Here is a 24,868-nt window from a genome sequence, read left to right as displayed (position 1 = left end):
TTATGACAATAGAAAAGATGTTAAAAAAGACTGCAAAGAAAATTTATCACTTCAGACATCCTAGTCTCCTTTCATTGATCGTTTTCGAGACTATCAAAACTATTATTAATACTAGACTTGGTACTAAAATCTTATATTTCTCTGCAAAACACAATCTTTACAACTTATTTCTATCCTTCGTTAGATACGATGCTAATGTTGATTTAGCAGATAGAAAAGGTAATACAGTACTACACGTTGCCTCTCAATATGGATCCACAGCAATAGCAGAGGTTATTATAGCAATAAGCAAAAATGTTAATGCTCAGAATATCGATGGCGACACTCCTTTGCATTATTCAGTAAAGCATGGATGTATGGACGTTATGCAAAAGTTATTACAATCTGGTGCAGACATCAATTGCCAAAATCATCTAGGTGAATCACCGCTACATATTGCAGCTCAATGCTCTGATGGTGTAATATTGGGATTACTAGCAAAAGGAGGATCTTGTATCAACATTGAAAATAAAGATGGATATACACCTTTGCACCTTGCAGCTTCATCCAATTGTAAAGATTTTGTGGAGATCTTATTGCGAAACGGGGCAAATATTAACACAATCGGAAAAGGTGGTTGTACACCTCTACATCTTGCTGTTATGAATGGCAATAAAGAAATTGTTGAGTTATTACTACGTCATAAGGCAAACGCTCATCTGGAATGTTCTTATAACTCTAATGAAGGTTATACAGCACTAGAAATCGCTGTAGCAAATCGAAACAAAAAAATTGTAGCATTGTTTCTGCTTCATGGAATAACCTTAGAATAGTGGAATACGAAAAATGTCTATCGTTATATATGGTATAATATTAATTGTTGCTATTAAAATATTCCTCTTTTTTAGGAGAATATACACAAACTTCGTCAGAAGAAGGTATCTGAGAGAGAGTGAAAAGAAAACAGAACATATATATCAAGAAAACAAACTTCACCTTGAGAATCAAAGCCAGGTTTATAAAGAGAATCTGGAAATAGTTGCTATTGCAAAACCAGTGGGTAAGTGGACAAAAATGGTTATACTGAGTGATGGATTGATGCAGCGTTTGGCGCAATTGATACAGAAAGAAGGCGATGAGAAGGGATACTGGCAGTTATTTGTGAAAGCTCAAGCTTCAACTCAAGGTAAGTATAAGGGAAGAGGGCGGTAGCTCCGTTTGGTAGCAAATTCCCGAATTACATACGGTTATTTCGGGAATCCATATCATGTTTCAATCCCTGTGTAACAACTTGTACTCCAACTTCTCTTTCGTTGGCAAATAGCCTTTGCACTGAAGCTTTATCTTTAGACAAATCGTATGCTGTTTCGCCTTTTTTATTTTTTATAAAAAGCTTTGCACAGTTGGTTAGTAATAATCTCACAACAGGTATATTTTCCAACATGATAGCTTTGTGCAAAGGTGTATTGCCATTACTGCTGCATTCATTAAGATCAACACCACTTTCTACCAATGACTTTATTTTTTCCAAATCACAATCTTTGCTTGAAACAGCTTGGTATAATTCAGGTTCACAAAATAACGTATCACTGAATCTGCCTATGGAGACACCCTTTATAGCCCTTGTTATTTTCCATAACTTCCTCATCTTTATCCCCTCTCTATTTACAGAAAAAAGTTTCCTTAAATTTAAGGCATATATATAAAGTTTTTGTTAAAAATGCTACATATAATGCTTATAAAGGTATACCTTGTCTATAAAAATATTGAATAAAGTTTCAAGCCTTCTCTTCACTAATCTTTACAACCTCAGACAAAAACGAATACCATAAATCTTTTAACTTTTGATTATCAATTTTTTGGTATTCCCTCATTATACTCAATATCTTCTTTTCTCCTTCACCATCCTCATCTTCACAATACCTCTCTGCTTTTGATGTAGGCAGTAGAACTCCATAATGCAATGATAATCCCTCTGCAATTTTGGGTGCTATTTTGAACGATACCTCCCCTTGCTCATACCTGACTACTTGTCCATGGGGCATTCCACTTTTATCCGCTAATTCCATCTGTGTACGCCCTCTTGCAAACCGCCAATCTTTTGCCTTTTGCACCATTTGGTAGCTTATAGGTCTTATCTCTTCTGTAACCTTACTAATTTGAATTCCTTCTGACAAAAATCTAGTTAGTACACACACCGCATCACGAACCTTCCAGTCCTTAATTCTTTTTAGGGTTTGCACTAAATCAAATGACTTCTTATCTTCGCTACTAATACAATTTGTTGATTCAGGGAAGAATTTTTCGATATCTTTCGATAATTTTTTTGCCATCTCCTCGAGCGTTTTAGGTGGAATACTGTGTACCCCTCGCTCATACTTTTCTATTAGTGACTTTGCTACACCAGTTTTTTCTGCGAAATCCGCTTGAGTGCATTTTAGCTCTAGCCTAACATCTTTTACCTTTTGAATTATATGGTAGCATAAAGAATCAGTATCTATCTTCTTTTCAGTACTCATGTTTTTATTCAATTGCAGTACAAATATATATATACCATTTTATAAAATTTTATTAAAGTCCTTCACAGAAAGTTCAATCTAAGTCAGCTACATAAAATTCTGTTAATATTAAATACTTTTCTATCTTTACTTAAATATTATCTTTTTAATAAAAAACACTAGTAAAGCGGGAATTTTGTTTGTAAAATACCACGAAAGTGAGTGCGCGAGTCAATAATTTATTTACAATTGACGCTGTATACTGAAACAGTGGTTGAGGTAAAAATTATGACTGAAAATACATTAAAACTACAAAAGGAAATAAAACGCCACAACGAGCTATACTATCGGAAAAATAAACCAGAAATCACTGATGCAGAATACGATGAGCTGGTGAAAAAAGTAGATATTCAAACCATTGGTACTGCGCCTGATAGAAGATTTTTAGAGGTGGGTACCAATGCTCTCGTTGGACAAGGCTCACGGACGAGATGAAGTTGAAGAGTTTCTTAAAAAACTTCTGAATGTGCATGAGTTGGAAATCATATGTGAGCCAAAAATTGATGGATTGTCGTTTTCTGCAATTTATGAAGATGGAAGGTTTGTTAGAGCCGCAACTCGGGGAGATGGCTTTGTGGGGGAAGACGTCACTCACAATGTTGCAACAATAAAAGGCTTTCCTAAATTTTTGCAAGGTGTGCAAGGAAGGCTGGAAGTAAGAGGTGAGGTATACATAAGTAATGACGACTTTTTAAAATTAAATAAGAATTTCTCAAATCCACGCAACACAGTGTCAGGTTCATTAAGGCAATTGGACCCAGAAGTTACCGCTAGTAGACCACTTAGGTATTTCGCATATTCTTTAATTGGTGGAAGAGAGAATACCCAATTTGAAGTATTAAATAGACTGAAAGAACTTGGCTTTTGTGTTAATGAGTATAAATTTTTAGCAAACAATACAGATGAAATGTTGGAGTTCTACAATCAAATCTATAGTAATCGTCATAATTTAGGCTATGATACCGATGGCATAGTTTACAAGGTTAATGATTTGAAACTACATGATAAATTAGGAAACACCAACAAAGCACCACGTTGGGCAATGGCACATAAATTCCCTGCAGCGCGTGGAAAAACCAAGATAAAGAAGATATCAGTACAAGTGGGCAAAACTGGTGTACTCACTCCAATCGCTGAATTAGTGCCAATAAACATAGGTGGTGTGGTCGTTACTAGAGCAACTTTACATAATAAGGATGAAATTGAACGTAAGGACATAAGAGAAGGAGACGTAGTGGTAGTAGAGCGGGCAGGAGACGTCATTCCAAAGATTGTAGAAGTTGATAAAAGTTCTCGCCCTGAAAACACACCTAAATTTAAATTTCCTAAGATTTGTCCAGAGTGTGGCAGTTCAGTATACAAAGTTCCAGAAGAAGCAGCAATAAGATGTTCAAGGGTTACCTGTAAAGCTCAAATCATAGAAAGGTTAAAATATTTTGTTTCCAATGATGCTTTTGACATTACTGGCTTTGGTGACAAACAACTGGAATCTCTCTATAATCTTGGTTTAGTAAAACAGATCCCTGATATTTTTACTCTGGAAGAAAAACTAAAAAATTTCAACTTAAGTGAACAAAAGGGGTGGGATGAAAAATTAATATCTAATTTATTGAATTCTATCAATAGTAGAAAAACCATAACCCTTGACAGATTTATATCTTCTCTAGGGATTCGATACGTCGGACCACATGTAGCAAAATTACTAGCAAAGCATTATGGCTCATATGAAAATTGGTATTCTGCTGATGAAGAAGAATTAATGAGCATAATAGGTGTAGGAGAAAAGATTATAGATTCATTAATATCCTTCTTCTCTGAAAAGGATAATGTTGAAATGGTAAAGAATCTCGCCTCTCAACTAAAGATTGAGCCTGTAAGTGCTAATACTAGTAATTCCCCTCTTAGCGGAAAAATAGTGGTTTTTACTGGAACCCTATTAAAAATGGATAGGAAGACAGCACAAGCAGAAGCAGAATCTTTAGGCGGAATTGTGAGTTCAAGTGTATCGCCTAAAACAGACTTTTTGATTGTCGGCGAAAAACCTGGGTCAAAGTATAAAAAAGCGATGGAACTGGGCATTAGAATTTTAACTGAAGAAGAATGGGTCGCTGCTTTGCCTTCATTTTAACCAAGCTGTAGCTAAAAGGTTTCCCCATAGGTGTTTTTAGGTCATAATTACGCGGGAAATTTGCTATATCCATTCAGGGGGGTTTTGAGGTGTATTATAGAAGTATTCACAAAAAGATGACCTAAGAGACGCCCAACATCTCAAATGCCTTTGTAAGCTCTTCTGTGGAGGTCGGTTTTTATATTCAAAATTTAAAAAAATAGACCTAAAATATAAAAACGTTGAATATTTCTTCAGAATTGTGTATAATTATTAATGCTTTTTAGGTTGACTTCTTATGGCTTTATCTAAATTCCTTGATCCAAAAAATGATATATCGTTCAAGCGCATCTTTGGTACTGAAAAGAATAAAGACATCCTCATTCACTTCCTTAATGATATCCTCGGCTTCACTGGCAAAAGTACAATAAAGGATATAGAGTTCTTAAGTACTATTCAAGACCCTGATATTGCTTCTAAAAAACAAAGCATTGTTGATGTTCTTTGTAGAGATAAAAATGGGCTGCAAGTGATAGTTGAAATGCAGGTCGCTAAAACCAAAGGCTTCGAAAAACGTGCCCAATACTATGCTGCTAAAGCCTATTCAAGACAAGCTGATAAGGGTGATCAATATCACGACCTTAAAGAAATTATCTTTATTGCTATAGCAGATTGTGTCCTATTTCCAAATAAGCCTGAGTATAAATCAAAGCATACTATTCGGGATGAAGATACTAATGAGCATGATTTAAAAGATTTTTACTTCATATTTATTGAATTGCCAAAATTTCCAAAAACTAAGGAAGATCAGTTGGAGAATATAGTTGAAAAGTGGGCCTATTTCTTTAGGTATGCAGAGGAAACCAGTGAAGAGAAGCTGGAAAAAATAATAGGGAGTGATTTTATAATCAAAAAAGCCTATGAAGAGCTAAATAGATTTAACTGGTCAGAGAAAGAATTTATTGCCTACGAACAGGAAATAAAACGTATTCTTGATGAACAGGCTGTCCTCGCTCAAAAACTTGATGATGCTGCTGCAAAAGGTAGGGAAGAAGGTAGAGAAGAAGGTATCCAAATCGGCCATGAAAAAGGCAGAGAAGAGGGTCGAAAAGAAGAAAAAATTGAAGTCGCAAAAAACCTACTTAAAGCTGGTGTATCTGTCGATTTAATAGCTGAATCTACTGGTCTCCCTCAAGCTAAAATTAAACAACTTCAGAAGGAAATAGCCTGAAATAGTGGTTGGCTGTCCACTGTTGGATCATTTAAACAGGTTCTAGGTTTGTCGTCTGCTTTTCCTGGCAAATGACTTTTTAATCGACTAGCGTTAGTAAGAAAAACAGCAGCAAGTATAGAATTAATTGTTCCTTTAGCCAACTCTAATAAAGATTGTTTCGGCCTGCGTGTTTGCTCTGCTTCTTCAATTTCACGGTTTGAACCTATAAAAGGAATTAATTTGGTTGCTTGTACCACTTCTTCTACATTTTTGCTATTTCTCAAGCTATCAAGATATTCTCTAGCTGTCATGCTTACTTCTTTTTTACCTAGATAATCTTGGAACTTTTTGCTACTTAAATTCATATCAGCGTTAATAAGTAACGGTACACTACCTTCCACATTAATTTTAGTTCCAAAGTCATACAACTGTACTCTGTTGACCATTAATCTTAATGAGACCAAGCTCATTATCTTGTTCTGCTAGAAGTTGACGTTCTGTTTTAATTTCTTTTGTGAAAATTTGCTTATCTTCATCAGATAGTAATTTATTAGCTTTAGCAATATTAAAGTGTTCAACAAGAAAACCTTTCTCATCTATTTTATAGCCAGCAAGCGCGAGAAGAGTTTTTCTTGGAATCTTATGGTCTAGAGTTAAGATCTTGGATATTTTTGAGCACCTTTAGTAAGTAAGCGTTTCCTCCATTTTCAAGTTCGAGGTTTAGTCACTATTTGTATTCTCTGCCTCTGGTGCTCTCTCCTTTGATGGTAATTTTTATATCATTACACTCCAAGTATAATATGTTGTGTTGCACAATGTTATGCAAAAGAGTATAATAAACAAATACTTTATAAGAAAAAGTGGTAGTAGAGGCAAAAGTGAACATTAAAAGGAAAGCGCATGCTAGAGCTTGAAAAAGCAGCAAGAATAAAAAATATTATTGAAAGGTTAAATGGTGCGTGATATAATATAGTGTAAAAATGTAAATAATTTTATTGACATCTTTACGTTAACACTTCTTAAATGTTTAGTACTGTAGAATTAAATTATTAAGTTTTATGAGTGGAGTAAAAATGGTAGAAAGCTTTTTAGGTCAAGATAAAGACAATAATTTAATTGAGGAGGAAAAAATAATGGAAGATTTTTTAAATAATAACGGAAACGGTAGCTCAATCTTCCAAGGAAAAATCAGAGAGGAAGATTTCTCTGCGGAGCAGAAGTTAAATGAACTGAAAGCCGCCATAGAAGAGCTTGACAGACAAGATTTGCTCAGAAGGCTCGAGTGTGAGCGTCAGGCCTCTAGTTGTGTCAATGAAATATCATCTCAAGCAGAGCTACATATCGGAGAAGGAGATAATGAGGATTACTTCAATGGTGAAAGAGAAAGAGTACTCGGAGATTTCTGGAATTTCTTTGAATCTCTCTTCAACCTCTTTGAAGTAAATGTAGATGATCCGAAAATCTACAAAATGCTCAAGGAGAAGAAAGAAAAGAACCTGATTGCTGCGATAATGAAGTTCTTGCGTGACAAGCTTAAGGAGTTAATCAAGAAGATTTTCACAAGTAATTTAGATTTGAGTTGGGACAAGAGGTTGGACAAAGAGATAAAAGAATTGCAGGAGAAATTAGGCAGTGGTGAGTTGTCAGAAGAAGAGTTTGCAAGGATGTTCGAAAGGCTCAGTTTGTTGCAGGATCTAACGCCTACGACAATGTTACAAAAAATAATATAGAGTTCAAAAGCGTGATTTCTAGGGGGTTTCTGTGCTCAAAGACAAATTGAAAGATTGAACCTAGAAGCTATACGAAAAGCCTCAAAAACTTATTTTCGGATCTTATACATAAAAAGGAGTCGGCCCAATTTCTCAGCTATTTTTATTGCAACAATTGTAGATATTTTCGTAAACCCAAAAACTCACCGCTTATTTCAGAGTTGTATCGCGAGCTCCTCAATCCAATCAAATTGGAAGAATTTTTATATTCTTCAAAATATTCACAGATTTTACAAGATTTAAGTTTTTTACTGCACAACTATCATAGGAGTAATTGTGCTTGTGATGCATAGGCTCCACCTGGAAGACTTAACTGGGCACCTCTTATCCAAGCCAAAAAACATATGGCATCACATTTGTTTGCCAATGATTTCTGAAAATAAGGAGGTTATTTATTCAATTAATAACCATACTGGTGTCATTCCAACCCCCCTCCTGTCATCCCAGTGCCCAGACACTGGGATCCAGAAAATTCAACCGCAAAAGACTGGATTCCAGCATCAAGTGCTGGAATGACACTACCTGCAAGAGTATTATACTCAAGAGAAGAGAATGAGTTATTATATCCCCTGGAGGGAGGAAGAGAAGAAGTTGAGATGATAAAAGTTGAACTCGGGAGTTACGCTTTTGCTGCTCAGTATCAACAAAACCCCCTGCCGCTTTCAAGTGGTATAATTAAACAAGAGTGGTTGAAGCGCTATAAAAATCTCCCTGATAATCTCTCACATGTAACTCAAAGCTGGGACACTGCAGTTTCAACAAACGATTCCAGCGACTTTAGCGTCTGCACCACCTGGGCAAAAATAGATAATAAATTCTATCTACTTGATGTATATCGAGCAAAGCTTGAGTATCCAAAGCTTAAAGAGCAAGTTCTGTCACTAGCTGCAAGATGGGCACCACATGCAATTTTGATTGAAGCAAAAATGAGTGGTCAACAATTAATACAAGAGCTAAAGGCAAATAGCGATCTACCCATTATTGAAATTGTGCCACACAATGACAAACTCACTCGATTTTACCAAATTGTTCCAATTATAGAGTCTGGCAGGGTTTTTTTGCCGCATCAAGCGGTATGGCTCAATGATTTGAGTATGAGATTTTAATGTTCCCAGAAGCCCGTTATGATGATCAGGTGGATAGTATGGTACAATATTTACAATGGACAAGAAAAACCACCGACAGCATCCCCAGGATCAGGGACTTTGGCCCCAACCCTAATAAAACACTTGGGTGGCTGAGAGCAGTGAAATTAATAAGCCTAACACTTACCTATTTGATGAGAGGAACTACTCAAACTTAACGACTCCAGCCTTGAAAGTGGTAAAGAATCTCTTTTCGGAGATTTTCTTGGATTACCTCCATCTTCAGGCGATGGAGACTTACGTTTTGGCGATCCTCCTCTAGTATTCTCACAATCCGTAGACTCATAACCACTTGTTGTTGCCTCAGCTTTAGAGCTTACGTTTTCAGCATCAGTTACGAACCCGGAAGAGTAACCGCTATCTTTATTATCTTCGGACTTCACCTTTCCAGCTTTTGATTTACCTTTAGCAGCCATCGCTCTTCCCTAAACGACTTTACTTCCGAAGCATCATAATTACGGTCAATCCAGTGTCCACCTTCGCCTTTTGTAATTGAAATATATCCTAATGCGCTTTCATCGGGACAACAGGTTTCAATTGCTGTTTTAGGGGATAACCCATGTTCTCGCACATAAAAATTTACCCATTTGTCCTTTTTAGATTTCACTGCCTTTTTGACGATGTTAATGTCGATATCTTTTATTTCTACTTTTCCCTCATGCTCCTGACTAAAAAGTTCTTTTAAGTTAAGTAAGGCACCACGACTTATATTAGCAACAACTGTTGTTTCTTGGTTTTTCTCACAATTAGAAAGAAACTTAAATGGAAACTCATTGAGATCATAGGCCTCTTTCTTATTGACACAATACCCTTCTTTCGTTCTATCTATTATCTCCTGTAAATATTCTTTTACATCAACACTATCATCAATTAAACTAGCAATCTTCCCATTTTTTACAATAAAGTTAGTATGAGGAGGATCCAAAGCATAATTATTTAAGTTAAACCAATAAAGCAATGCTTTAGACAACTTTTCTTCTTCCTCGGTAAGAGGTTTATCACTAGTTCTCCGTTCACTAGCACCTTTCCATGATGAAGGTCCACTCTGTGGCAATGACCATAATCCTGCACTTGGAGCCGGTGATGACCAATAGCCTATTGGCTGACTAGTCCATGCTGATCCACTTTCATTAGCACCTTTCCTTGATAAAGGTCTACTCGGTTGCCATAACGAGGGTTCTGCACTTGGAGTCGGTGATGACCAAAAGCCTATTAGCTGAAACGAAGCACTAGTACCTGCTTGCACATTTTGAACAGCACCTACACATTTCGATGAATGTGGATTAGTCACAGAAGAACTCAGATGTGACCGTGGCAGGAACTCTCTACTCGCTCCAGAAACATCCAACTGATTTACCGGAAGCAACACAGGGAACTTTTCCGACTCTCGCCTGGGAGAATCCTTTAATACTACATTCTGATCCCGTGTGGGAAACTCCTGTGTCGGTGATAATGATTCAGTGAAGTAAGAACTTGGACCACCACTTGAAGAACCAGAATCCTTAGGTTTCGGAGGTGACTCACCAATACCACTATCTCTGTTTCTTTTTCTTGGGTTGGGCGGTGTTCTTAGTCCACTCGGTTCTGCATGTGTAGGAGAATTGAGTGGCGACTGTGCAGGCGACAATGCTAGCTCAGGGTCAATGGCCAGTTCATGTTTTGCATTGATTACAGAGCTTTCTATTATTTTGGTTATCATACAATGAGAAATTTCTGGATTAGAAAAGTCTATGCCATATATCCCACTGCTTCCATTTACTTTGAATGTTGCTTGAGTTTTATTACTAATATCAGCAAGTACAGCACTATTAAATTTATGATTTATATCACATGCTTCTTTCTTTGTTAAAAACCTAGCTCCTCTATTACTTAGTATAACAGGTATAAGAATTGAGGCTTCCTCTCTATTTAAAGGAGGGGCACATAAAAAGGCATTTGTCACCACACGTGTTGATGGATCAAGAATTTCCATTATCAAATCTTTAAATGCTTTTACATCATCACGAACTTTGCTATCAGCCTGGAGACCCATACCTTTAAGCCATGCAATATATCGCGTTACGCTATCAATAAAACGAGCGTCATCAAAAACATCTTTGATATATACACTATTGCCTTCAATCTTCAGAGGGTTCTTAGGAGCATTTTCATATCTTTCTCTCATCCTGAATAAAAACTCACTCTCAAATTGCTTACGTAATTCTTTATTATCAAATTCACCGCGCCACAAATACTTTTTCTTGCCAAACGGTTGAGAAGTTATATAAGTTAACATATCTTCTTGGACATCTTTTTTAAGTGAAAAAGCCAAATGAGACTTTAGATTAAAAATTACACCTTTATCTACAGGTGTTACAAACTTAAGCCCATGCTGTTTATCCCAAGACCAGTCTCTATCACTGATATCAAACGGGAAAGAATTAACATCAAAAATTAGCTTAGCTGTATCCAATATTTCTGCATCATTACTTTCTTCAATGCCGTAGAACTCACGTATTATCTTCCTCTTTATACTGTCCAGATATTCGCTACACTGATACGTATCCATACTCTTATCAAATGAGACTACGATATAGTTCTTCTTGCCCTCGCTTCGCAGCGTAAAATTAGTTTTAACTGTATCACGAGCATAATTATGTACATTAAAAGCACTAACCAATGCTCTTACTGTTTTTGTATTAGGCATACCACCCTCCCTATTTTTAAATTACAACAATTACCTTTTACTTACAGAACTACCAGATTGCTCAGACTGACGCCTCCTTTTTTCTTCTATCTCCTTGCCTTTTTCACGATGATCATCAAGCCTTGCTCCTTTAACCCCCAGCAATTGTCCACCACCTGGGCCTGGATTCTCACGCTTCCACTTTTCAGCATCAAAACCTTTTTTATCATTACCACTATGCATGTTGACTCCCAAGTAAAAATATTATGTAACTAATATACTAAAAATAAATTGTAGTGCAAGTACTTTTTTTATATTTTTTAGCATAAAATTTTATTCATTCTTTATTCATAAAATTCAATTTTCTAGATTCCGCTAACACGTAGCGGAATGACGAACTGTCGACATCTATCTATATGTCCCTGGATTCCAGTGTCACGCACTGGAATGACAAGTCATTGGCAACCCTAAGTTCCCTACGTCATACCGCCGCGGATAGATTCCGCTAACACGTAGCGGAATGACGAACTGTCGACACCTATCTATATGCCCCTGGATTCCAGTGTCACGCACTGGAATGACAAGGTCATGGGTGTTCATCCCATGCCTCCTCTTCCTGTCATCCCAGTGCCCAGACACTGGGATCTATGAACCCTAGACACATGACAAAAAGAAATCACTGTAATCTAACTATTTTCATGATTATGTCTTCCCTACTGACGGACCTTCTACACATTTCTCAACTTTTACATCATTAGTCAATCCTTTTGGTGGTTGAGCATCACCCACAGAACCTTCATTCTCAGCACCATTCCAAACACCAACTGCAAAATCGTATTCATAATCAGCAATAGAACTTTTAACGGATTGTTTTGTTGCAGATTCCTGAACAAATTTTCCTGGAGCACTTCCGTTAAGTTGCCCTAGAGTTTCTCCATTAGCGACAGGACTCCCAGCAGATTGCTTTAAAGTAGATGGGTTTGGATATAAGTTTTTATCACTTTCCCAATTACTACCGCATCCATAAACCTCTTTTCTCCCCATTCCCGCTGTATTCGTTGCAGTCTTTGGAGCAGGTGAATACCCAGCCACCTTCGGCTCCTTAGGCTCCGCTTTTCCCTTTTCTTTGTCCACTTTTTCTAGTTTTTGTGAATTTTCATGAGATTTTCTTTCAAGCTCAGTAAGACGCAATAGATGTTTCAAAGGATCTGACATAATTTCAAGTTCCAGTTTGCTCAGAACAACCGGTCTTACAAATCCAGGTGAAACGTCAAAAAGGGAAACTGGCACTTTAGGTTTTTCTCTTTCATCCACTTTTATTTCTACGTCTTTACGAACTTCTTTATTTTCTTCTTCCTTTAATGATGTTTTTTCTGCTTTTTTATCTTCTGCTTTAGCTGTTTCTTCTGTAGATGCCTCTACTATAGCTGCTAGCTCAACTCCAAACATCTCTGCAAACATTGTAATAATCCATCCGGTAACGGCGAGCTGTAACTTGAATTTGAGATCCTGCAACAAACTGAGCCTTTCGAACATCCTTGCAAACTCTTCTTCTGACAACTCACCACTGCCTAATTTCTCCTGCAATTCTTTTATCTCTTTGTCCAACCTCTTGTCCCAACTCAAATCTAAATTACTTGTGAAAATCTTCTTGATTAACTCCTTAAGCTTGTCACGCAAGAACTTCATTATCGCAGCAATCAGGTTCTTTTCTTTCTTCTCCTTGAGCATTTTGTAGATTTTCGGATCATCTACATTTACTTCAAAGAGGTTGAAGAGAGATTCAAAGAAATTCCAGAAATCTCCGAGTACTCTTTCTCTTTCACCATTGAAGTAATCCTCATTATCTCCTTCTCCGATATGTAGCTCTGCTTGAGATGATATTTCATTGACACAACTAGAGGCCTGACGCTCACACTCGAGCCTTCTGAGCAAATCTTGTCTGTCAAGCTCTTCTATGGCGGCTTTCAGTTCATTTAACTTCTGCTCCGCAGAGAAATCTTCCTCTCTGATTTTTCCTTGGAAGATTGAGCTACCGTTTCCGTTATTATTTAAAAAATCTTCCATTATTTTTTCCTCCTCAATTAAATTATTGTCTTTATCTTGACCTAAAAAGCTTTCTACCATTTTTACTCCACTCATAAAACTTAATAATTTAATTCTACAGTACTAAACATTTAAGAAGTGTTAACGTAAAGATGTCAATAAAATTATTTACATTTTTACACTATATTATATCACGCACCATTTAACCTTTCAATAATATTTTTTATTCTTGCTGCTTTTTCAAGCTCTAGCATGCGCTTTCCTTTTAATGTTCACTTTTGCCTCTACTACCACTTTTTCTTATAAAGTATTTGTTTATTATACTCTTTTGCATAACATTGTGCAACACAACATATTATACTTGGAGTGTAATGATATAAAAATTACCATCAAAGGAGAGAGCACCAGAGGCAGAGAATACAAATAGTGACTAAACCTCGAACTTGAAAATGGAGGAAACGCTTACTTACTAAAGGTGCTCAAAAATATCCAAGATCTTAACTCTAGACCATAAGATTCCAAGAAAAACTCTTCTCGCGCTTGCTGGCTATAAAATAGATGAGAAAGGTTTTCTTGTTGAACACTTTAATATTGCTAAAGCTAATAAATTACTATCTGATGAAGATAAGCAAATTTTCACAAAAGAAATTAAAACAGAACGTCAACTTCTAGCAGAACAAGATAATGAGCTTGGTCTCATTAAGATTAATGGTCAACAGAGTACAGTTGTATGACTTTGGAACTAAAATTAATGTGGAAGGTAGTGTACCGTTACTTATTAACGCTGATATGAATTTAAGTAGCAAAAAGTTCCAAGATTATCTAGGTAAAAAAGAAGTAAGCATGACAGCTAGAGAATATCTTGATAGCTTGAGAAATAGCAAAAATGTAGAAGAAGTGGTACAAGCAACCAAATTAATTCCTTTTATAGGTTCAAACCGTGAAATTGAAGAAGCAGAGCAAACACGCAGGCCGAAACAATCTTTATTAGAGTTGGCTAAAGGAACAATTAATTCTATACTTGCTGCTGTTTTTCTTACTAACGCTAGTCGATTAAAAAGTCATTTGCCAGGAAAAGCAGACGACAAACCTAGAACCTGTTTAAATGATCCAACAGTGGACAGCCAACCACTATTTCAGGCTATTTCCTTCTGAAGTTGTTTAATTTTAGCTTGAGGGAGACCAGTAGATTCAGCTATTAAATCGACAGATACACCAGCTTTAAGTAGGTTTTTTGCGACTTCAATTTTTTCTTCTTTTCGACCCTCTTCTCTGCCTTTTTCATGGCCGATTTGGATACCCTCTTCTCTACCTTCTTCTCTACCTTCTTCCCTACCTTTTGCAGCAGCATCATCAAGTTTTTGAGCGAGGACAGCCTGTTCATCAAGAATACGTTTTATTTCCTGTTCGTAGGCAATAAATTCTTTCTCTGACCAGTTAAATCTATTTAGCTCTTCATAGGCTTTTTTGATTATAAAATCACTCCCTATTATTTTTTCCAGCTTCTCTTCACTGGTTTCCTCTGCATACCTAAAGAAATAGGCCCACTTTTCAACTATATTCTCCAACTGATCTTCCTTAGTTTTTGGAAATTTTGGCAATTCAATAAATATGAAGTAAAAATCTTTTAAATCATGCTCATTAGTATCTTCATCCCGAATAGTATGCTTTGATTTATACTCAGGCTTATTTGGAAATAGGACACAATCTGCTATAGCAATAAAGATAATTTCTTTAAGGTCGTGATATTGATCACCCTTATCAGCTTGTCTTGAATAGGCTTTAGCAGCATAGTATTGGGCACGTTTTTCGAAGCCTTTGGTTTTAGCGACCTGCATTTCAACTATCACTTGCAGCCCATTTTTATCTCTACAAAGAACATCAACAATGCTTTGTTTTTTAGAAGCAATATCAGGGTCTTGAATAGTACTTAAGAACTCTATATCCTTTATTGTACTTTTGCCAGTGAAGCCGAGGATATCATTAAGGAAGTGAATGAGGATGTCTTTATTCTTTTCAGTACCAAAGATGCGCTTGAACGATATATCATTTTTTGGATCAAGGAATTTAGATAAAGCCATAAGAAGTCAACCTAAAAAGCATTAATAATTATACACAATTCTGAAGAAATATTCAACGTTTTTATATTGGGTTTACTAAATCTTGTTTTTTTAGCTTCGAGAAAAAATGACCTTCATAGATGGCCTAAGAATAGCATCCTCTGCTTTAGACGTCCTTTTCTAAGTAAGTATAGAAAAGCTGAGGATCAAAAATCAGTAGCTATATTAGATGGGTTAGTAAAATCTTTATCTGAAAGTATAGAAATTGACAAAGAAAAGGTTAAAAAAGCAGAAGGTTGCAAAAAGTCTACTTAGATTAGGCATTTCTACCGATGTTATCACCAAAATAACTGGTATATCTGGCGATGAAATTTCAAGTGATTAAGAAAGTTATGCTGCCGATGAAATTATGCAGTAGATACAAGAATTGATCGAGAAGGGCTTATTCTTCTCCAAAGATTAATTTATTAAATTTTTCCTCGGTTAAAATTTTAATACTCAGCTTTTTAGCCTTTTCGAGCTTTGACCCAGGTTTTTCGCCGACAACCAAGAAGGCCGTTTTAGGCGATACACTTGAACTCACAATTCCGCCTAAAGATTCTGCTTCTGCTTGTGCTGTCTTCCTATCCATTTTTAATAGGGTTCCAGTAAAAAGCACTATTTTTCCGCTAAGAGGGGGATTACTAGTATTAGCACTTACAGGCTCAATCTTTAATTGAGAGGCGAGATTCTTTACCATTTCAACATTATCCTTTTCAGAGAAGAAGGATATTAATGAATCTATAATCTTTTCTCCTACACCTATTATGCTCATTAATTCTTCTTCATTAGCAGAATACCAATTTTCATATGAGCCATAATGTTTTGCTAGTAATTTTGCTGCATGTGGTCCGACGTGTAGAATCCCTAAAGAAGATATAAGTGTGTCGAGAGTTATGGTTCTTCTGCTATTGATAGCGTTCAATAAGTTAGATACGGATTTTTTATCCCACCCCTTGAGCTGACTTAAGTCAAAATTTTCAAGTTTTTCTTCGAGAGTAAAAATGTCAGGAATTTGTTTTATCAGTCCAAGGTCGTAAAAGAACTCTATTTGCTTATTGCCAAGACCTTTAATGTCAAGAGCTTTTGCAGAATATTTTAATTTTGCTATTTGCTGTGCTGGGCAATCATTTCCTCCAGAACATATAGCCCAGTCATCAATACTACTCCCGCATTCGTAGCAAGTGTCAGGAAAAACAAACTTTGGTGCATTGCGAGAACGGGCACTTTTATCAACATCTATAGACCTGCTGCGAATCAAGCGATAAAAAAAAGGAAAGGAGGGTGACTAAAATCAAGGTTAACTAAAAGGCGTGCTTAAGATTTACAATACCAGCAATAATATTGAACCTCAGGTTATATTTTTTCTGAAAATTGCGATAAACATTCGACATAATCTTAAATATCTTTATCTCTCGGATCTTGTTTTCTACTCTCATTCTAAATGATGCTAATCTTCTATTATGCTCTGGAGTTAATGGCTTTTTACGATACTTTTTATATGGAATTATAACATTGCTTTGCAATTTTTGCCAACCTTGATATCCAGAATCGGCATGTTTTATGCTATCAAGTGGTAAATATTTTTCTTGTTTCCTTATGCGGAAATTACTAATTCTACCACGGTATGACTTTGACACTGATAAAATTCTTCCTCCTTCTTCGATAATAATCTCAGTTTTCATAGTGTTGGTTCTTTTTTTCCTGAATATGATTTCTTCCGTTTTTTACTATCTTCTGGTCTCTGTATTTGCTGTTCTGTAACATCAGCCAAAATCTTCAGTATTTTTTCTGGCGTCATACTTCTATCTTTTGTTATAGTCACTTTTTTGGCGAGTAATGGCTCTATTCTCTTAAGTAACCTACATACATTTGCGTTGTGTACATTGAATAGGCATCCTAAAAATCTATGTGTTATGTAAGTGCGATAGTACAAAATTACGCAAAACAACTTATCTTCCAGAGTTGGTAGTTTTGATCTTCTACCATGACACTTTTTCTGTTTTTCGCATCCAGACCTCACTTTTTCCACTACTTTTTCGAACTCCTCTATAGTTAAACCTGTTATATTACGAAAGTTTCTTGGGTATTTTTTCATATTATAGTAACTAAAGCTCATTTTTTTTCCTTACTTGATCTGCTTATTCTTCTTCTACCTCTCTCACATCATTTTTTTAATCACCTTTTGCAGCAGGTCTATTGAATTTTAGAAAATTTATATTATCCATATGTATATTTTAGTGAATGGAATGTAGACTTTAATAGTTTTGATTTGTCTTATAAGATTGAGGTGTTACAATGGCAGGCTTACAATGCTGCTAATTTAGTAAATAACCTACGAAAAGTGCTATTTCTTTAACTTTATTGAAGTAAAAAACTGATTTCCATTGCGGTAAATGAGCAACATTATTGAATCTTTACCGTTTTTCTTTACTGCTGAATCAACTTGTTTTTGAAAATCATTAGTATTTTCTATATCGGTTCCATCTAATTGGATAATGATGTCTCCTTTTTTGATACCACGCAGCGTTGCGTTACTGTTACTATCTACATTAGTAACTATCACACCTTTTGTAGGATTACTTTCTTTTGATTCTTTTGGCAGGTTTGAAACAGTTAAACCGGTTATGTAACCGGATGTTGATTTATTTTCTTCTTGATTATTACCTTGACCATCATTTGCAGATTCTTCAATCACAACCTTAATATTGACCTCTTTGCCTTTTCTAAGTAACTTAACTTGTACTTTTTTCTCAGGTTCAGTTCTTGAAACCATTTGAGGCAGTTGTGTCATCCTATCGATTTTTTTACCATCGAATTCTAATAATATATCACCTACTTTAATACCACCTTTTTCTGCAGGGCTATCCTTTACTATACTTGCAACCAGTGCACCTTTTGTATCTTTTAAACCCAAAGACTCAGCAAATTCTTTCGTTATAGGCTGAACTTGCACACCAAGCCAACCATGTTTTATTTTTTTGCCACTTTTTAATGTGTCAATAATTGACATAGCTAAATTAGATGGTATAGCAAAGCCTATACCCACGTTACCGCAAGACTCAGATGGGGAATAGATAGCGGTGTTAATGCCTATAACTTTTCCATTTAAATCAAATAATGGCCCTCCAGAGTTGCCTCTATTAATTGCAGCGTCGGTTTGAATAAATTCATTCATAGTGCCGATACTAATGTCCCTGGACCTTGCAGATATAATTCCTGTGCTTACAGAGCTACCCAAACCAAATGGGTTACCTATTGCAATAACTGTATCGCCAACCCTTGCTGTATCAGAATTGCCAAATGCAACAAAAGGAAGATCTTTATTAGAATGAACCTTAAGCACAGCAAGATCAGTTCTTGCATCATAGCCTAAAACTTCTGCTTTGAAATAAGTATTATCGTTCATAGTAACTGTGATATCTTGGGCGTTTTTAATAACGTGATAATTGGTTACTATAGTTCCACCTTTATCTATAATAAACCCAGAACCAAGCAACACCACCTCTCTGTTAACACTAGGGCCCCTATCCATAAAAAACTGATCAAAATGCTCAAAAAATTCTCTAAAATCATCAAAGAAATTATTTCTTGGCATAAAAGGGATTTTAGTTCTATTGTTACTTTCTTGTTTGATTATTTGTTCGCTTGAAATATTTACAACCGCAGGAATGAGTTCTTCCACTAAATCGGCAAGTCCTTGATTACAGTTACATGCAGTAGTGCTAGCATCAACGACCTTTTTTGCATTCCAATCAAACATATTAGCGTATGAAGAAAACGCAATTAGAAAATATGCAAATATAGATAAAATAAATGCCTTACTTTTCATAAATTATTTCCATCCTTTGTTTAAAATATCTAAAAAGTTATTGTTTGATGAAAGTACAAATTTAGTATTATTTTCGGCAAATGATTTACTGTAAGCGCTCATAGAGCGATAAAAGTTAAAAAACTCTTCATCAACCTTAAATGCCTCATTATAAATTCTAGTTGCTTCAGCATAACCACGGCCCCTTATTTCATATGATTCTTTTACTGCACTGGAGATAATTTCCCTTTTTAATTTATCAGCTTTTGATCTAACTTCCTGCCCAGCTTGCTCTCCTTCTGCTCTAATTTCTTTTGCTTCTTTTTCCCTTTCAGTTTGCATACGGCGAAATATTGCAGAACTATTTTCTTCTGGTAAATCTGCTCTCTTAATTCTTACGTCTATTATTTCTATGCCAAATTTTTCAGCTTCAGAATAAACTCCACGCTGAATCAATTGCATAACCTCTGATCTTTTTTCGTTCAACAAACTAATCAACGAAAATCTGCCTATATTTTCTCTTATGTGTGCTTCTATAACCGGATATAACCTTCTAACCAGCCCTGATTCATTCCTCACAGCCTGGTAAAAAGTAACAGGATTTGTTATTTTATATTTTGCATACGCATCTACTATAATACGTTTTTGATCCGCTGTTATCACTTCCCTTGGGATCTTATCAGGACTTAAATCTAAAACTCTTTTATCAAGAAACTCTACACTATTTATGAATGGTAACTTAAAATATAAGCCACTTTCCCTAACATCTCTTACAACTTTACCGAGTTGTATAACTATCGCTTGCTTTGTTTCTTGCACAACAAATATTGAATTAAATAAAACAATCAATAAAACAACAAATACAGAAACAAAAACAATTTTAATATTACTACTCATGGTTATTTCCCTAAATTTGTAAGAGGTAAATAAGAAAACATACCTTTCAGATCATCAGTTACAACAACTTTGTCTACCTTACTGAAAATATTTTCCATAGTTTCAAGATAAATACGATTCTTAACGAGAGAAGGATTCTGTCTATATTCCTCATAAAGAGATAAAAAGCGATTTGCATTACCTTTTGCTTCATTTATTACTTCATTCTCATATGCCTCTGCATCTAATTTTATCTTTATCGCTTCACCCTTTGCTCGAGGTATAATATCGTTATTATAAGCATATGCTTCGTTTATAGTACGCTCTTTGTCTGCACGAGCACTTTGTACATCTCTAAACGAACTGATTACTTTTTCTGGTGGATCAATTTTTTTCATTTGAACAGATAAAATCTCTATGCCCATTTGGTATCCATCAAGAATCTGCTGCAATAGAATTCTAGTATCTCTAGAAATTTCTGGTCTGCCTTGACCAAGTGCAAAAGAGATCGTGTTTTTACCTATTATTTCTCTCATGGCACTTTCAGCAGCATTTTTAACACTGAAACCGGGTTTGTAATCCCGCACTTTGAATAAATAGTCCTTAGCATCTCTAACGCGCCACTGAACCTCGAAGTTAACGTTGACTATATTTTCATCTCCAGTTAGCATCACACCTTCACCGCGATCTGTATCTCGCCCATAAGAACTACTTACCCCAATTTCTTCACGGTTTACTTCCTTAACGTTCACTTTAAAAACCTTGCCAATAGGGTAGGGGAAGTGATAACGCAAACCAGGTGTTTCTGTATTAGAATATTTACCAAAAGTAAGTTCTATACTTTCCTCACTAGGATGGACAATATAAAAGCCAGTGCAAGCATAGAGTAGCAAAATAATGAAAATGATAAAATAAGGTTTTTTGCCCCTATTCCTGGTTAAGCCAGTAAAAAAACACCTTATATCAGACATGGCTTTACTTAAAATATCTTCACTATTGGGAGTTTTGCTCCCTACCGGTTTCTTTCCCAAATTCCAAGGATTATTATCATCAAACATAATGATTGGTTCTATAATTAATACGCTAATATTACTTATTTAAATAAGAAAATGCAAATATAAATTACTATTTCATTTACAAATTAATTGTCAGAGTGAAAAACATGATCATACACTTCCTTTTCTCTATGTAATATCGTTGACTCTATGGAATTTTCTGGCTTTTTTTTGAATTCTTTATTGTCACTCTTTAAGTGCACTACGTCTTCGTGAAAATGGGAATTATACCTAAATAGTAAAGCTATTATTATTAAAGTTATAACAGCCAAAAAGATGAGTGCCCTTTTTCTATACCTCATAAATTGCTGCAGCTTCTTAACCTAATTTTCTATGTTACCAAAAAACACGTCAAGCAAAATTATTCTCAAATAAATAAACGTTAGCAGTCAAATTAACACTAACTTAAGGATCGAGGGTGTACAATATGAATATATTTAATTAATAGTGAGGTTTAAAATGTTAGCCAGTGAACAAACAAATTCAAGTCCTGTTAAAAAAAATTCTCCTTTCATGGAAACTGTGCAGGATAAACTAAAAGATATAAAAAATTTCTCTAATTGGTCTGCAAAAGAGCAAATGATTGCAGTAGGTGCAGTAGGTGTGATGGTTGGTGCATTACTTCCATTTGTGGCAGTTGCTTTACCGGTTGCTGCAACAGGTGCAATAGTTGCCCTTACTCTATTTTTTGCTGTGAAAGCAGTTGAATACACATTCAAAGGGCTCAAATGGTCAGCAGAAAAGACAGTTGATGGGGCGAAATATACTGCCGGGAAAGTTAAGGATGCGTCAACATACGCTGCAGAAAAAGCAAGAGAAGGTTATTATTCAGTAAAAGGAGCTATAAGTTCTGTGGGACGAGCAGCAAGAGAGGGAACTGGTGCTACGTTAGGAAAAATGGGGCGCAGTTTAAGTAATTTAAGTGAAAGTATGTCTAGTTTAGACGCCATTCCATATTCAATAGGTAACGAAGGTCAAACTGTTGTTTTGAAAACAGAAGAAAAAACAAGGAATTTCAATAGTGTAAAGGAGATGTTTATTGAGGAAGTTCTTAAAGGCGAAGCCGTGAATAGCTCTGCTTTAACTAAGGAAATATTTTCTAAGCTGGGAGAAAAAATATTAGAGAAAGCTTATTCTGTTGGTGGTCCACAAGGTGCCAAAAAGGACCAGTTGATCAATCAGTTGAAACAGCAAGCAGATTTTGTCAATAAATTATACGCTAAGAAGTTGCAAAATTTGTTAGCTGAAGATAATAACAGCCTCTATGAAATTTTCTCTGACCATCATGATGAAATTAAGAAGATTATTAAAGAGTGCAAAATTAGAGCGAGTAACGTAGAAAAACAACTTCACGAACCTTGTAGTTCTGATCTTGGGGTGCTTGACAAAACTGCAACAATAGGACAAAAACCTTCTGGTAAGCAGTCTATTCCAGTTGCTCTACCAAAAGTACCTGAAAGTCCAACTCGCAGTGGTTCTCCTGATGGTGGCATAAGTTCTGGTCCTTCTACGCCAACAAAAGAACAAAGCCCCTTTATTAATTTGGACCCCTTCGGCAGTATTGATAGTAGAGGTTTATCTGATCCTCTTATACCAAAGAAGCCTCGTACTTATAAGTCTGAGGTTCACATTAGTCCACAGCAGCCTGGAGTTACAGCTAGTAAGTAGCATAAACAAAACTACTTGCTTTCTCCAAAGGATGTTACTCATTGAGTAACATCCTTTTTTGTTTTTGACTATAGTCGACTTAAATTTACAATTAGACTTTTTACATTATCCTCTGTTATCCCAGCACCCTCTCTTGTCATCCCAGTGCCCTCTCTTGTCATCCCAGTGCGTGACACTGGGATCTAGCCATTTCACACAATCCCATCGAAAACGCTGTGTTTTAAAAAATGTTAGCCACTTTCATGTTTACCAACTTAGTAAAATTCCTAGATCCCAGTGTCTGGGCACTGGGATGGCAGGGGAAGGAAGCACTGGAATGACAGAAGAGGGTGCTGGGATGACATGGGAAGGAGGTACTGAAATGACAGAAGAGAGTGCTGGAATAACAGAAAAATCTCATCTATTTTCTCTTGATGAATAAATCTCGGTAGAGTATAGTAGCAATGTGTTTATGTAAATTCTAATGAATAGTTTAGTTTTTAACTTTTTCAAATTTGAAGGAGGCTAAAACTGTTTCTGAAGAATTGTTAAACGAGAAGTTAATTGTATGTGTAAATATATTTCCCGAAGTGAATTCTCTGTATTTATGGGAAGGTAAAATTAGTAATAGTTGTGAAGTAGTGGCAATTATGAAGAGCAGAAATGATCAAGTTGATAAAATTGTAGAAAAAATCGAAGCAATGCATTCTTATGATCAGCCAGCTATTGCTGTGATGCCCATAGAAAAAGCAAATAAATCTTTTACTAATTGGGCTAATAGTGTTATTGATGTAAGTAGTATTGGGGTGTAGCCAAGTGGTAAGGCAGCGGTTTTTGATACCGCCACGCGAAGGTTCGAATCCTTCCACCCCAGCCATATTGAAGTGGGTGTGAAATGATATCACTTTTCTATAAATTAAGATTATTGAATTATATATTAGGTAGTCTAAAAGATATAGTTGTAAAGCTGTTTCTCTGCACAATGTATCTTTACACGTTCAGCATTGTGCTCATGTTTCTCAGCAATGGTTTTTGGTATGCTGTAGAATTTGGCTCTTTCAAAAATGCGTTTTACCATTTATTTCAATATTGCAAGTGGTATTATGAAAATAGGGAAGACCTCGGTTACGGAATTTCTATTCGAATATTAGTAGCATTCCTTACTCCGCATTTTCTCTATAAGTTGTTCCTTAGCACAGGCTGGAAGTCTTTTTTAAAGGAAAAGATAGTGCAGATACTCAGCACAAGAAGAAAAAAGGGTAGTGAGTTCAGTAACAGTAGTAAACCAAGTGGCGATAGTTATAGTGATAAGAATAATTACAGCAATAACAGTGAGCATCACGCTCAAGATGCAAAGCGGAAAGTAAACATGATAAAGCAGCTATTAATCAAAGATATAGAGGAAACTATAGATAGGAGATTGCATGATATTTTTTTCGGTAAAAGGAGTAAACCTCATTAAAAAGGCTTTATCTAGTAAGGCTTTTTAAAATTGGCTGTATTTTGTTTTTTACGTATACCGGATCACAGTCAGCCAATATACATGTGTGCACAAAATCTTGACTAAAGTCTGACAACCAAGAAATCGCCTTACGTTTTTCTACCAAGCTTTCTGTTTTTTTGCAGTGACTTGCTGCATCAATCATTGCCTGCGCTATTACTGATTTCCACAGCAAATAATACCTTTGTATATCATCTGACGTACTATTTGTTTCATAGTGGTTAAAAAATTCTTTAAAATTGAAGTTGTTTGACATAATGATACCTCTTTGGATTGAAATTTGAAGTGATTTGAGTTTATGCCGCCACAGCAGATCCCGCTAACAAGTAGCGGAATGACGAGTTACTTAACCGTCATACCTTAACATAAGACCTGCTGAAAAAGGTGATTGAAAAAA

Annotated in this window: 22 protein-coding genes, 1 tRNA gene and 4 pseudogenes; 12 read left to right on the top strand and 15 right to left on the bottom strand. The window is 35.8% G+C overall.

Annotated elements, in window-relative coordinates; translation table 11 throughout:
* Window positions 1-2 precede the first annotated feature (2 nt).
* On the top strand, window positions 3-812 hold the full coding sequence (locus tag MWH06_06615; GenBank protein ID UPA54910.1) for an ankyrin repeat domain-containing protein: 810 nt from the start codon (window positions 3-5) through the stop codon (window positions 810-812).
* Window positions 813-825: 13 nt separating this feature from the next.
* Window positions 826-1,191 (top strand): hypothetical protein, encoded by a 366-nt coding sequence (locus MWH06_06610; GenBank protein ID UPA54909.1) that lies wholly within the window; start codon window positions 826-828, stop codon window positions 1,189-1,191.
* Between the two features lie 25 nt (window positions 1,192-1,216).
* Here the strand turns inward: MWH06_06610 and MWH06_06605 are convergent, their stop codons facing one another.
* Window positions 1,217-1,627, bottom strand: a complete 411-nt coding sequence (locus tag MWH06_06605) for an ankyrin repeat domain-containing protein (protein UPA54908.1) — start codon at window positions 1,625-1,627, stop codon at window positions 1,217-1,219.
* Window positions 1,628-1,757: 130 nt separating this feature from the next.
* Window positions 1,758-2,498 (bottom strand): transcriptional regulator, encoded by a 741-nt coding sequence (locus tag MWH06_06600; GenBank protein ID UPA54907.1) that lies wholly within the window; start codon window positions 2,496-2,498, stop codon window positions 1,758-1,760.
* A 249-nt stretch (window positions 2,499-2,747) separates the two neighbouring features.
* Here MWH06_06600 and ligA point away from each other — a divergent pair.
* Window positions 2,748-4,665, top strand: a pseudogene (gene ligA, locus MWH06_06595) (NAD-dependent DNA ligase LigA).
* 277 nt (window positions 4,666-4,942) lie between these two features.
* The gene (locus MWH06_06590; GenBank protein ID UPA54906.1) at window positions 4,943-5,875 is read left to right on the top strand and encodes an Rpn family recombination-promoting nuclease/putative transposase; all 933 of its coding nucleotides are present in this window, start codon (window positions 4,943-4,945) and stop codon (window positions 5,873-5,875) included.
* On the opposite strand, the gene MWH06_06585 is transcribed toward MWH06_06590, so the two are convergent.
* The gene (locus tag MWH06_06585; GenBank protein UPA54905.1) at window positions 5,857-6,321 is read right to left on the bottom strand and encodes a hypothetical protein; all 465 of its coding nucleotides are present in this window, start codon (window positions 6,319-6,321) and stop codon (window positions 5,857-5,859) included. The two genes, MWH06_06590 and MWH06_06585, sit on opposite strands and share 19 nt — an antisense overlap.
* Before the next feature lie 609 nt (window positions 6,322-6,930).
* Here MWH06_06585 and MWH06_06580 point away from each other — a divergent pair.
* A pseudogene (locus MWH06_06580) lies at window positions 6,931-7,554 on the top strand (hypothetical protein).
* A 339-nt stretch (window positions 7,555-7,893) separates the two neighbouring features.
* Window positions 7,894-8,806 (top strand): annotated as a pseudogene (gene terL / locus MWH06_06575) (phage terminase large subunit).
* Between the two features lie 81 nt (window positions 8,807-8,887).
* Here the strand turns inward: terL and MWH06_06570 are convergent.
* The 4 genes from MWH06_06570 to MWH06_06555 all read right to left on the bottom strand — a co-directional run bounded on the left by MWH06_06570 (window position 8,888) and on the right by MWH06_06555 (window position 13,563).
* On the bottom strand, window positions 8,888-9,187 hold the full coding sequence (locus MWH06_06570; protein ID UPA54904.1) for a hypothetical protein: 300 nt from the start codon (window positions 9,185-9,187) through the stop codon (window positions 8,888-8,890).
* Window positions 9,151-11,457, bottom strand: a complete 2,307-nt coding sequence (locus MWH06_06565; GenBank protein UPA54903.1) for a hypothetical protein — start codon at window positions 11,455-11,457, stop codon at window positions 9,151-9,153. The genes MWH06_06570 and MWH06_06565 overlap by 37 nt, the downstream gene beginning before the upstream one ends.
* A 30-nt stretch (window positions 11,458-11,487) precedes the next feature.
* Complete coding sequence (locus MWH06_06560; protein UPA54902.1) at window positions 11,488-11,679, bottom strand: hypothetical protein; 192 nt, start codon at window positions 11,677-11,679, stop codon at window positions 11,488-11,490.
* Window positions 11,680-12,138: 459 nt separating this feature from the next.
* Window positions 12,139-13,563, bottom strand: a complete 1,425-nt coding sequence (locus tag MWH06_06555; protein ID UPA54901.1) for a hypothetical protein — start codon at window positions 13,561-13,563, stop codon at window positions 12,139-12,141.
* 609 nt (window positions 13,564-14,172) lie between these two features.
* Between MWH06_06555 and MWH06_06550 the strand changes: the two genes are divergently transcribed.
* Window positions 14,173-14,637: a hypothetical protein gene (locus tag MWH06_06550; GenBank protein UPA54900.1), complete on the top strand. Its 465-nt coding sequence runs from the start codon at window positions 14,173-14,175 to the stop codon at window positions 14,635-14,637.
* On the opposite strand, the gene MWH06_06545 is transcribed toward MWH06_06550, so the two are convergent.
* From MWH06_06545 to MWH06_06515, 7 genes and pseudogenes are all read right to left on the bottom strand, one after another.
* Entirely contained in the window at window positions 14,619-15,563 is a 945-nt protein-coding gene (locus tag MWH06_06545; protein UPA54899.1) for an Rpn family recombination-promoting nuclease/putative transposase, read from the bottom strand. The two genes, MWH06_06550 and MWH06_06545, sit on opposite strands and share 19 nt — an antisense overlap.
* 421 nt (window positions 15,564-15,984) lie before the next feature.
* Window positions 15,985-16,842: a helix-hairpin-helix domain-containing protein gene (locus tag MWH06_06540; protein UPA54898.1), complete on the bottom strand. Its 858-nt coding sequence runs from the start codon at window positions 16,840-16,842 to the stop codon at window positions 15,985-15,987.
* Between the two features lie 43 nt (window positions 16,843-16,885).
* Window positions 16,886-17,700, bottom strand: a pseudogene (locus MWH06_06535) (transposase).
* Between the two features lie 228 nt (window positions 17,701-17,928).
* Window positions 17,929-19,413: a DegQ family serine endoprotease gene (locus tag MWH06_06530; GenBank protein ID UPA54897.1), complete on the bottom strand. Its 1,485-nt coding sequence runs from the start codon at window positions 19,411-19,413 to the stop codon at window positions 17,929-17,931.
* A 3-nt stretch (window positions 19,414-19,416) separates the two neighbouring features.
* Window positions 19,417-20,289 carry a protease modulator HflC gene (locus MWH06_06525; protein UPA54896.1) on the bottom strand — a complete coding sequence of 291 codons (873 nt, stop codon included), beginning with the start codon at window positions 20,287-20,289 and terminating at the stop codon, window positions 19,417-19,419.
* A gap of 2 nt (window positions 20,290-20,291) precedes the next feature.
* Window positions 20,292-21,326: an FtsH protease activity modulator HflK gene (gene hflK / locus MWH06_06520; protein ID UPA54895.1), complete on the bottom strand. Its 1,035-nt coding sequence runs from the start codon at window positions 21,324-21,326 to the stop codon at window positions 20,292-20,294.
* Window positions 21,327-21,409: 83 nt separating this feature from the next.
* Window positions 21,410-21,595 carry a hypothetical protein gene (locus MWH06_06515; GenBank protein UPA54894.1) on the bottom strand — a complete coding sequence of 62 codons (186 nt, stop codon included), beginning with the start codon at window positions 21,593-21,595 and terminating at the stop codon, window positions 21,410-21,412.
* Between the two features lie 187 nt (window positions 21,596-21,782).
* Here MWH06_06515 and MWH06_06510 point away from each other — a divergent pair, with 187 nt between their 5' ends.
* From MWH06_06510 to MWH06_06490, 5 genes are all read left to right on the top strand, one after another.
* Window positions 21,783-22,991: a hypothetical protein gene (locus MWH06_06510; protein ID UPA54893.1), complete on the top strand. Its 1,209-nt coding sequence runs from the start codon at window positions 21,783-21,785 to the stop codon at window positions 22,989-22,991.
* A gap of 64 nt (window positions 22,992-23,055) precedes the next feature.
* Entirely contained in the window at window positions 23,056-23,412 is a 357-nt protein-coding gene (locus MWH06_06505) for a hypothetical protein (protein UPA54892.1), read from the top strand.
* Window positions 23,413-23,485: 73 nt separating this feature from the next.
* Window positions 23,486-23,782, top strand: a complete 297-nt coding sequence (locus MWH06_06500; protein ID UPA54891.1) for a divalent-cation tolerance protein CutA — start codon at window positions 23,486-23,488, stop codon at window positions 23,780-23,782.
* Window positions 23,773-23,847, top strand: a tRNA-Gln gene (locus MWH06_06495). The genes MWH06_06500 and MWH06_06495 overlap by 10 nt, the downstream gene beginning before the upstream one ends.
* 135 nt (window positions 23,848-23,982) lie before the next feature.
* Entirely contained in the window at window positions 23,983-24,432 is a 450-nt protein-coding gene (locus MWH06_06490) for a hypothetical protein (GenBank protein UPA54890.1), read from the top strand.
* Between the two features lie 7 nt (window positions 24,433-24,439).
* Here the strand turns inward: MWH06_06490 and MWH06_06485 are convergent, their stop codons facing one another.
* Window positions 24,440-24,727: a hypothetical protein gene (locus tag MWH06_06485; protein ID UPA54889.1), complete on the bottom strand. Its 288-nt coding sequence runs from the start codon at window positions 24,725-24,727 to the stop codon at window positions 24,440-24,442.
* Window positions 24,728-24,868: the final 141 nt, after the last annotated feature.

It is taken from the genome of Wolbachia pipientis, from assembly GCA_023052945.1.
Classification (GTDB): domain Bacteria; phylum Pseudomonadota; class Alphaproteobacteria; order Rickettsiales; family Anaplasmataceae; genus Wolbachia.
The sequence above is the reverse complement of the archived record's forward strand: the minus strand, read 5'-3'. Positions and strand labels throughout refer to the sequence as shown.